This is a genomic window from Micromonospora sp. LOL_015 (genome assembly GCF_048060275.1).
GTDB lineage: Bacteria > Actinomycetota > Actinomycetes > Mycobacteriales > Micromonosporaceae > Micromonospora_E.
The window spans coordinates 1-514 of sequence record NZ_JBHMIO010000183.1 but is presented as its reverse complement, the minus strand read 5'-3'; the positions used below and the strand labels follow the sequence as shown (position 1 = coordinate 514).

Below are 514 nucleotides of genomic sequence, written 5' to 3'. Positions count from 1 at the left end.
CACAAGCGACACGCCCGAGTTGATCACACCCCGGCCGTCACGCCACGTTACATAGACAAAGATTGGCTCCGAATCGGCGGACCCCTTTCGGGAAGTCCTCCGGGTTGCTGCCGCTGCGGCAGCGGCGTATCGGCTGGACGCGAAGGTCGAACTCCATGGGCACGAGATCTTTCACGCGGGTGGCGGTTAGGCGGAAGTGCCAGTTCGGGCGCGGGTCGGTGTGTTCGATGACGTGATCGAAGCGGTCGCCGCGCAGGACGTCATGGTCATCGCCCGAGCCATGGAAGTAGTCGGGCAACGTGCCCGCTACCCCCACCCTGACCCGCCGCATACCGTAGTGCTTCAGCACCTGTTGGAGCGGGTCGACGAGTGCGCCATCGAGCACGGTGACTACGCTTTGGTTATCGCTGACGAACGCGCCAGTGGTGCGCGCGACGTTCGACGATCCGAATTTGGTGTCGTGTGCCGGTCTCGTTCCGGTGATGCGCCTGGCCGAGCAGGCCGGTCTGCATGA

Annotated in this window: 1 protein-coding gene; it reads right to left on the bottom strand. The window is 64.2% G+C overall.

Going from position 1 to position 514, the window contains the following annotated elements:
- Positions 1 to 37: 37 nt before the first annotated feature.
- Positions 38 to 514 (bottom strand): hypothetical protein (locus ACFHWU_RS29385; protein WP_416592337.1); only part of this gene is annotated, 477 nt, incomplete at its 5' end.